The organism is Acetobacter senegalensis, assembly GCF_001580995.1.
GTDB classification, from domain to species: domain Bacteria; phylum Pseudomonadota; class Alphaproteobacteria; order Acetobacterales; family Acetobacteraceae; genus Acetobacter; species Acetobacter senegalensis.
The window spans coordinates 1-596 of record NZ_LHZU01000008.1; the positions used below are offsets into that span (position 1 = coordinate 1).

A 596-nucleotide genomic window follows, 5' to 3' on the forward strand; every position below is an offset into this window, starting at 1 on the left:
CCGACACCACCTGCGGGGGTGGACTGCAGGCTGTCATCCATGGCGCGCACCGACAGGTCTGGAATGGGCACACCGACAAGGCTCTGTCCATCATCTCTGTTGACGTCATCAAGAGTAATAACTCGATAGGTCGCATGGACGGTGATTTCTGTGATTCCATACATATTGACCAGTCGTGGGGCCGCCACGCCGCGGGCCTCCATCCATGCCCGCAAGGTGGGCAGTTCGAGCTTCTCACCAGCAAAGACGATCCCTCTGACAGAGTTCATCTTGTCCGGGGCTTCCAGATCTACCTGCATCAGAGGAATGAAGGCCGACGGGGTCTGGTTAAGCAGCGTAACGTGTTCCTGTCTGAGCAGGGCGTGGAAAGCCGTGGCATCACGTGCGGTCCAGTAAGGCACCATGACCAGACGGCCACCCCAGACGAGGGCATTGAAGATCTCCCAGACCGAAACGTCGAAGGCGTACGAATGGAACATCGGGATGGCATCATCAGATCCCAGTTCAAACCATTGCGCCGTCGCATTCAGAAGTCGGGCCAGGTTTTTGTGAGTGATACCGACACCTTTGGGTTTTCCTGTTGAACCTGAGGTGTA

1 protein-coding gene is annotated in these 596 nt (G+C 56.5%); it reads right to left on the reverse strand.

Annotated features, from left to right (window positions below; translation table 11 throughout):
• The coding region (locus tag AD948_RS00040) for an AMP-binding protein (RefSeq protein WP_156478853.1) at positions 1-596 on the reverse strand (596 nt) is incomplete at both ends.